The 8,233-nt window shown below is 46.4% G+C and carries 7 protein-coding genes; all 7 read left to right on the top strand.

Features of this window, described 5'->3' with window-relative positions:
* Window positions 1-267 precede the first annotated feature (267 nt).
* The 7 genes from NSQ58_RS05275 (at window position 268) to NSQ58_RS05305 (ending at window position 8,153) form a co-directional block, all read left to right on the top strand.
* Window positions 268-801, top strand: coding sequence for a hypothetical protein (locus NSQ58_RS05275; protein WP_023986462.1), 534 nt, complete (start codon window positions 268-270; stop codon window positions 799-801).
* A gap of 466 nt (window positions 802-1,267) precedes the next feature.
* On the top strand, window positions 1,268-2,038 hold the full coding sequence (fabI, locus tag NSQ58_RS05280; RefSeq protein ID WP_013308164.1) for an enoyl-ACP reductase FabI: 771 nt from the start codon (window positions 1,268-1,270) through the stop codon (window positions 2,036-2,038).
* Window positions 2,039-2,050: 12 nt separating this feature from the next.
* Complete coding sequence (locus tag NSQ58_RS05285) at window positions 2,051-3,511, top strand: class I adenylate-forming enzyme family protein (RefSeq protein ID WP_071559529.1); 1,461 nt, start codon at window positions 2,051-2,053, stop codon at window positions 3,509-3,511.
* A gap of 44 nt (window positions 3,512-3,555) precedes the next feature.
* On the top strand, window positions 3,556-4,779 hold the full coding sequence (locus tag NSQ58_RS05290) for an aldehyde dehydrogenase family protein (RefSeq protein WP_075153521.1): 1,224 nt from the start codon (window positions 3,556-3,558) through the stop codon (window positions 4,777-4,779).
* On the top strand, window positions 4,776-6,476 hold the full coding sequence (locus tag NSQ58_RS05295; RefSeq protein ID WP_264454313.1) for a thiamine pyrophosphate-binding protein: 1,701 nt from the start codon (window positions 4,776-4,778) through the stop codon (window positions 6,474-6,476). The genes NSQ58_RS05290 and NSQ58_RS05295 overlap by 4 nt, the downstream gene beginning before the upstream one ends.
* Before the next feature lie 23 nt (window positions 6,477-6,499).
* Window positions 6,500-7,741 (top strand): beta-ketoacyl-ACP synthase II, encoded by a 1,242-nt coding sequence (gene fabF, locus NSQ58_RS05300; protein WP_053324335.1) that lies wholly within the window; start codon window positions 6,500-6,502, stop codon window positions 7,739-7,741.
* A 4-nt stretch (window positions 7,742-7,745) separates the two neighbouring features.
* Window positions 7,746-8,153 (top strand): 3-hydroxyacyl-ACP dehydratase FabZ family protein, encoded by a 408-nt coding sequence (locus tag NSQ58_RS05305; RefSeq protein ID WP_025721676.1) that lies wholly within the window; start codon window positions 7,746-7,748, stop codon window positions 8,151-8,153.
* Window positions 8,154-8,233 lie beyond the last annotated feature (80 nt).

Genomic DNA, 8,233 nt, shown 5'->3' on the forward strand with positions numbered 1-8,233 from the left:
TGCTGATTAGCATAGGTACATCTTTTTTCATTTCAGATCATCATAATTCTTTATGGGTAGCATATCATGTAAAATGCCCATTTTGAGAACAAGACGAAATGGGCTGAACAGATACTGATTTTCGCAGAAAAAACGGCTATTTGTTTCCTTTTATGTAATTATAGACAAAATACTAGGAATATTATGTATAATATTGTATGATAGTGGGCATGAAAGGGGGATAGTTGAGGTGAATACCAATTTCTAATTTGAAAGGAATCATCTATTATGTATTTATTTATTATTAGTGCTGAAGTTTTATTTTGGGTTTTTGTTGTTGCAGGCTTGATCGCAAGGTATATGTTTGGCTTGAAGAAATTAGGCGGTCTTCTTTTACTATTTACCCCCATTATTGATATCCTGCTACTGATTGCGGTGTTCATCACGGTGAAAAGTGGCATGGAGATTACGACTGCTACTGGCTTGGCGGCCTGTTATTTTGGTATTACAGTAGCATTTGGTCATAGGTTAATTAAGTGGGCGGATGTACGGTTCTCCCATTGGTTTGGTAAGGGACCCAAGCCTGAACGCAAGTATGGTGCTGCTCATGCAAAAGAGGAACGGATAGGTTGGTTGCTTCACCTTTTGGGCTGGGCTATAGGTAATGCTTTGTTGCTTGCCATCATTATGTATGTTGATGATCCGCAGCGTACGGTGTCTTTGGAGGGCATTATGCAAACATGGGCGATCGTTCTGGCAATCGACTTTGTTGTCTCCTTTAGCTATACTTTAGCTCCCAAAAAACAAAAGCGTAGTCTATAGAGGTTAAGCTTTACACTTAGATTAGATAAAATCTGGCTGGTCACTCAGGATGTTCAAATCGGAAGACTCATTGTTGGTGAAAATGAAGTGGTTACTTCCGGTAAATGGGGTGAGTCCGTTGTTGGAATGTAAATATTTACAAAAATATGAGGATTTTATGTTTAACTTACTTTGACAGTCACCTTATTTTTGCCTCGCTATCTTTTTTCACACACATGTATCCCTTTCGATTTGAACACAGACCAACGGAAGCAACACAACTATTTTTTGTGAGATGACAGACAGCATGCAAGATGTGTTCCACAAATTTTAAAATAAATTTTGTGATTTGCCTAAAACGTCGCTTATCCAAGTTTGGCAATTAACGCGATAATATTCCAGGAAAGATTACATATGTCTATAAATGTAGACATACGCAGTTAAGTTGTTATTTTGTTTAAAAATGTAAAAAAGAAAGGTGGTTTCTGTGGCAGTACTACTGAGCGGTAAGAACATTTTGATTATGGGCGTGGCTAATAACAGGAGTATTGCCTGGGGGACAGCTCAATCTTTAGCTGCTGAAGGAGCACAGCTCATTTTTACTTACGAAAATGAGAGGGTTGCAGAGCGGGTACTAAAGCTCGTTGAAACCATTCCAGGAGCACTGGTCTGTCCTTGTAATGTTCAAAGCAATGAAGAGCTTGATGCATTGGCGGATTTTCTAAAAGAAAAAGTAGGCGTATTACATGGTTATTTTCACAGTGTCGCCTATGCTAAGGCTGAGGATTTGGATGGCTTGTTCGTTGACACTTCTCGTGAGGGATTCGCCGTTGCACAAGAAATCAGTGCCTATTCTCTGGCTGCTGTCTCCCGTCGAGTATACCCACTGATGACAGAGGGTGGAAGTATCGTCACCATGACGTATATTGGCGCAGAACGAGCGATCAAAAATTACAACGTTATGGGTGTGGCGAAGGCTTCACTGGAAGCCAGCATGCGCTATCTGTCGAATGATCTGGGCACATATGGCATTCGCGTAAATGCGATTTCCGCTGGTCCGATACGGACCTTGGCTGCCTATGGCATTAAAGATTTTAACACAATGCTCAAACATATTGAAGAAACTACGCCCCTACGCAAGACGGTTGATACGTCGGAAGTCGGAGATACGGCGTTATTCCTATTTTCCCATTTATCGAGAGGCATTACGGGTGAAGTTATCCATGTAGATGCTGGATACCATATTACGGGGATGTAAGGAGGGAACGTTGTGCTTATTACGCATACGGATTGCCGTATTATCTCACCTGAAGGAATTATGACTAGGGAGCGTCTGGAGCGAGACGTTACGATCTTCTCCCGGATGTTGACGCTCAGAGGAATTCCCGAAGACGGTAGAGTGATTCTGAAAGCGGCCAATTCCTATTGGTTTGTTGTGTCTCTGTTTTCCCTGTGTAATATCGCTGTTTCGGTGACTGTGGTGGACGAGCAGACTGTGCTCGATGAGGTGGCTCAAATCTATGATGAAGCGGGTGCCTGTTGCATCCTTACGGATTCCGATTTAGAACTTCCTCATGCTCTCGTTATTCTAATTCAAGATCTGATTCAAGAAGAAGCAGTACACCCGGATTGGGTGGGAGAGCCAAAGCTTGAAGCCCTCGACTTTAACAAGTGGTGCGAGAGGCCAGATGCGCTCATTCTGTATTCTTCAGGTACGACGGGAAAACCCAAGGGAATCGTGAAAGCTGGTTCAGCTTTTATGGAGAATATCAGGCATTCCATACACGCCATGAACTACCTACCGTCTGACCATATGCTCCCCGTTGTGCCTTTTTCTCATTTTTATGGAATCTCACTTATTTTCTCCTGGTGGTTAACCTCATGTTCTCTCATCATCTGCAATCCCAAAAACCTCTGGAGCGTCATTGCAAGTATTACGAAAGACCGGGCGACGGTCGTAGACGCTAACCCCTCTGCTTTTTACACCTTGTTGCGTATGCTAAACCGAAAACCCGAACAACTGGAAATGGTCAAGGAAGCTCCGGTACGCATGTGGTGCGTAGGCGGTTCCCCACTTACCCAAGACCTTGAAGAGAAATTTAACAACATATTTGGACAGCCCCTCCTGAATGGTTACGGCCTTTCTGAACTGGGCAACGTTACACTGGGGACGCTAGAATGTCCGAAGGGTTGTGGTCTACCATTACCTGGTGTGGATCTGAAAATACTAGATTCTACAGGCAACCAGCAGGCGGATGGTATCGTAGGCGAAGTGTGGATACACAGTGCTGGACGCATGGAAGGTTACTTGAATCGTCCAGACTTGACGCAATCGGTTCTACAGGACGGCTGGTTCAAGACGGGGGATCTGGGCTATCTGGATGACGGAATGCTGTATGTCATTGGTCGCAGCGGTAAGACGGTCAACCGGATGGGCTATATGGTATCTCCTGTCTATATTGAGGATCGGATTGGTTCGCTAGGTTACCGATCCTGCGTGATCACCTTGGAGGATGAGGCTAAAGGGACATTGCTTGTTGCATTCATCGAAGGCGAATCCTCGCAAGCCTTGTCTGTACTCCGTAAGGAAATAAATCGTGTACTTCCTTCATACATGTTTCCCGATCTTTTGCTTCCGCTCGACCACTTTCCTTTAAATCGCAATGGAAAAGTAGATCGGCTGGAGATGGAGCGTATTGCCCTGGAGAAAGTTGCTTCTCGCAAAGTATAGCAAAATATTTACCAAAACCGCATATAGGAAAGGGAGAATGTGCCATGAGTATAAATCCAGAATTGGCAGAAAACACACTGTTTTTGGAAAGGCATGAATCTATTCTGAAGTGCCTCAATTATTTGATTGAAAATCGGCAGGAAGTGATGGATATTCTCACGCAATTTTCATCCTATCGGGCCGCCAATGCAGAAATTGACTCCACGATCCTCACACTTCAAGGTGCTCTGCAAGAAGTGCAGACCTATCAGCCAAGCTGGCAACGATCTATGGCTGTATTCATGCCTTCCAACGTCATTTTGTACTCCTATGCATTATACCTCTTGATTCCGTCCCTGTACGTTGAAAATATAGACTTTCGCCCTTCTTCTCACGTAAACGAGTACGTCAACATGCTGCATGAAAAACTTCAGGCTGTACACGGATTACCCATCTATATTCGTAAGGTCAGTCAAAGGGTTTTTATGGAAAATTCGGTTATGCCAGCTGATATTGTGGTGTTCACCGGGAGCTATGTCAATGCGGAGAAGATCAAAAAACAAATCCGAAAAGACCAACTCTACATCTTCTATGGACAAGGGATCAATCCTTTCGTCATCGGACCCGATGCTGATCTGGAACTGGCGGTTACCGATGTAATCCGAATGAGACTGTTCAACTCAGGACAGGACTGCCTGGGACCCGACATCATTCTGGTACATCAAGATGTGACAGAGAGCTTCAAAAACCTGCTGATTATGCGGCTTGACCAACTTGTGTTTGGAGCCAACGATGATCCGAACGCAAACTATTCCCCTATTTTCTATAAAGATGCGCTGAACTCGGTTTCTGAATATTTTAATACGAACGATAAGTTTATTATTTACGGCGGTGGCATTGATTTCCGTACGAAAAAGATGGAGCCAACGGTTGTATATAGCGAGCTAGATCAGGATTTGGAGATTATTGAGTATTTTTCACCGGTCTTCAACGTGGTTAGCTACCGAGACGACGAGCAGCTGATCAAGCGTATTTCCTCCAGTTATTTCAGTGAACGAGCAATGGGTTGCAGCTTATACGGGTCTAGTCACCTGGCGGACGTTCTGCGGAAGAAGCACACGCTGACCATTAATCAGACGCTTGAGGATGTGGATCAAGGCAATAAGCCTTTTGGTGGCTATGGCACGATGTCGAACTATATTTTTTACGATTTCAAGCTCATTTCGAAGCCGATCTTGATTTCAGAAATTGTCGCAGAATATTTGTCGGAAAAGAGGAGTTTGGTATGACTGCGAGTTTATTCCCTTGGGATGCCATCATTGGCTACTTAAAATCGGCTGGGGTTCAGCATCTCTTTGGATTACCAAGTGATGATCTCAAAATCGTATCGTCACTCCCCTCATCCGGTATGGATTTTATTCTGTGCAAAGATCAACGTAATGCTGTGTTCATGGCAGCAGGTTATGCGCTCACCACCAACCAGATGTCCGTATGCGTTGTGGGGAAAGGCCCTGCGCTCAGTAATACACTTACAGGGCTACTGGAGGCCAAGAACCTGGGCGCTCCGCTCCTGCTTTTGGCGCTTGGCACTGGCGGAGACAAGCTGGGTACCCGATCCTTTCAGGAAGCCGATCAAATCTCACTCGTGAAGCCGCTCGTAAAATGGGCTTATCGTGTCGAGCATGTGGATCGGCTTGTATGGGCGATGGAGCGGGCTGCCTTTTTGGCTATCAATGGAGCACCGGGTCCCGTCTATATCGAACTCCCTGAAAACCTGATGGACCAGCCTGTGCCAACAGGGCTTCAGTTTACCCCACCAGAAAAGCTGTCGTGCTCTCCGTCTCGTCGGGAGTTGGATGCATCGTGGGAAATTATTGAGAACGCCCGCAGACCACTCATTCTAGTCGGAGGCGGCATGAAGTCAGGTACAGGTGATGTGATTGAGCGGTTCGCTAACCAACATGGAGCGGCCTTGTTCGCAACCGCCTCGGGACGGGGTGTAGTTGATGAAGACCACGAACTCTTCTGTGGTGTTGCAGGACTCTATACAGATCTCAGTCTAAGACAAATCTGGAAGGAATCTGATGTGGTAATCACACTGGGCAGTCGATTGGAAGAAACGGCTACTTTTGAGTGGGATATTTTGCTACAGGATACACCTTTGATTCAAGTCAATGTAAATCTGGAGGATTTTGCACACGAGTACAAGGGTATCAAGGTGCTCGGTGATGGATATGCAGCGGTGGAGCAGTGGCTTGAACGGCGCGGGCAGGAGCCTGATGGAGTGTGGCTTGAAACGATTAGGAGCTGTAAACAGGAGGCTTTTTCTCACAGGGCTATTTATCTGGAAGAGCTGAAAAAGACCCCTGGAATCCACGTTCCTGAGCTGTTGGACATGATTCAGACGGAGTTCCCTGAAAATCTGGTGCTTCTTCAAGAGAATGGATTGCAGGATATGTGGTCCTATTTTTATCCATATTTTCGCTTTGCCCACGGTTCTCTTTCGATTGTTCCTAGTGATCAAACGAGTCTTGGATTCGGTGCGGCGGCTGCTCTGGGAGCAAGCGTGGCGACACAACGTCCAGTAGTGGCACTTGTAGGTGACGGTGCGTTCAATCTCTTCTGTTCGGATTTTATGACGGCGGTGGAGTATCAAATACCGTTAATCTATATCGTACTCAATAATGGTGGCTATGGTTGGTTGCAGAATCAGATGAATTATAAACAACTCACAGGGCAGTCCCTCCCGTTTGTTTCTGAGGCGGCCAAGACAGGAATTCAAATTCCTCAGTATGAGTTTGTGGAAAGCCTTGCAATTCGGAGTAAGGGAGAGGCACGGGAACAGCTTCAGCTTGCTTGGCAAAAGTATCAGGAGAACAAGCTTGTGGTCGTCGAGGTATATGCTGATCTTGCGGATGTGCATGAAAAAATCAGTCATGTGTATGGCGACTTTCCTCTCTACGAGCAACAGGCTTCCAAGAATTAATTTCAACGAAGGACGTGGATACAGTGAGAAGACGTGTTGTAGTGACTGGACAGGGAGTCGTAACGCCGGTCGGGCTTAATCTTACGGATTTCTGGAATTCACTGTTGGAAGGAAAAAGCGGAATCGGACCTGTCACTGCTTTCGATACAGCGGACATTCCGACAAAGATCGGTGCACAGGTTACGGGCTTTGACCCATTGCAATATATGAGCAAGAAGGAAGCTAATAAAGTCGCACAGTTCACTCAGTTTGCTTTGGCGGCTGCCCGGCAGGCAGTGGAGCAATCAAAATTAGTGATTGATGAGCGGAATGCAAGTCGCGTGGGGGTTATTGTCGGCTCTGGAGCAGGCGGCCTCGACGTTATAGAGGAGAACTATGGGAAATTAACAAAGCTTGGTCCCAAAAGAGTTTCTCCTTATTTTGTTTCCTCGATGATGATTAATTCAGCACCTGGTGAAATCTCCATTGCTATTGGAGCCAAGGGGCCTTCTTTTGCTGTGGTTACGGCTTGTGCCACAGGAAGTAATGCCATTGGTGAGGCATTACGTACGATCCAGTACGGCACGGCTGATGTCGTGGTTGCTGGTGGAGCAGAAGCCAATTTTAGTCAGCTTGATCTGGCATCTTTTGCGAATATCCATGCTCTCTCCAGACGTAATGAAGAGCCGCAGAAGGCTAGTCGTCCGTTTGATGTGGATCGTGATGGATTCGTCATAGGTGGAGGAGCAGGAGTTTTGGTGCTGGAGGAGTTGGAGTATGCTTTGAACCGCGGAGCCACCATTCTGGGCGAAGTTGTGGGTTACGGATGCACAACTGATGCGTATCATATCACGGCTCCAGATCCCTCTGGCTCCGGCCCGGCAGAAGCAATCAACATCGCACTGCAGGATGGCGGCTTAACACCGCAGGAAATCGACTATGTCAATGCCCACGGTACGAGTACGCCATTTAATGATCGTATGGAGATTAACGCTATTCAAAAAGTATTCGGGGAGCATGCCCCCCAATTGGCGATATCGTCTATTAAATCCATGACTGGCCATTTAATGGGCGGTGCAGGGGCAGTCGAATTAATTGCGACTGTGCAGAGTATGATTCACAGCAAAGTACCACCGACACTCAATTGCGACAATCCTGAAGCTCCTGAATTGAATTTTGTGCCGCATGTATATCAGGAACGCGAGGTCCGCGCGGCGATTAGCAATTCATTTGGTTTCGGAGGGCACAACGTCTGCCTTGCTGTTCGCAAGTGGGAAGGGGAATAAGCCTGTGAGCGAAGAGCTGATCCATATCCCGGATGTGCTTCCGCACCGGTACCCATTTCTTCTGTTGGATGGCGTGACCGGGTACGAAACGTCGCAATGGGCGAAGGGATACAAGCTTGTCACCTGGAGTGAGTGGTTCATTACTGACACTAACCCATACATGCCTCCTATGTTGATTGTGGAGTCGCTTGCACAATTAGCGGCATTCGCTGCGATTGATAAAAAAGGAATTTCATACCTGACTAACCTCAATGGAATTCGATTCCACAGCTTGGCCAAGCCTGGGGACCGAATTGATCTTTATTTTGAAGTGATCAAGCGTCGGCGGGGCTATATTCTTGGAAGCGGTCGGGCTTCCGTAGGGGATCGATTGGTGGTTGAGGCGGAAGAAATTGTTTCACTGGATCAATGACAGGGTGGAAGCGCACGTTAAACTGTCCTTTTGTCCTCCTGACTGCCAGGTGCAGCGGGAGGATATTCACATCATGGAAT

The organism is Paenibacillus sp. FSL M7-0134 (assembly GCF_038007865.1).
In the GTDB taxonomy this organism is placed as follows: domain Bacteria; phylum Bacillota; class Bacilli; order Paenibacillales; family Paenibacillaceae; genus Paenibacillus; species Paenibacillus polymyxa_B.

Coding starts and splice junctions, on each gene's coding strand:
- NSQ58_RS05275 (WP_023986462.1), top strand. CDS start 268: ATGTATTTATTTATTATTAGTGCTGAAGTTTTATTTTGGGTTTTTGTT.
- NSQ58_RS05295 (WP_264454313.1), top strand. CDS start 4,776: ATGACTGCGAGTTTATTCCCTTGGGATGCCATCATTGGCTACTTAAAA.
- NSQ58_RS05290 (WP_075153521.1), top strand. CDS start 3,556: ATGAGTATAAATCCAGAATTGGCAGAAAACACACTGTTTTTGGAAAGG.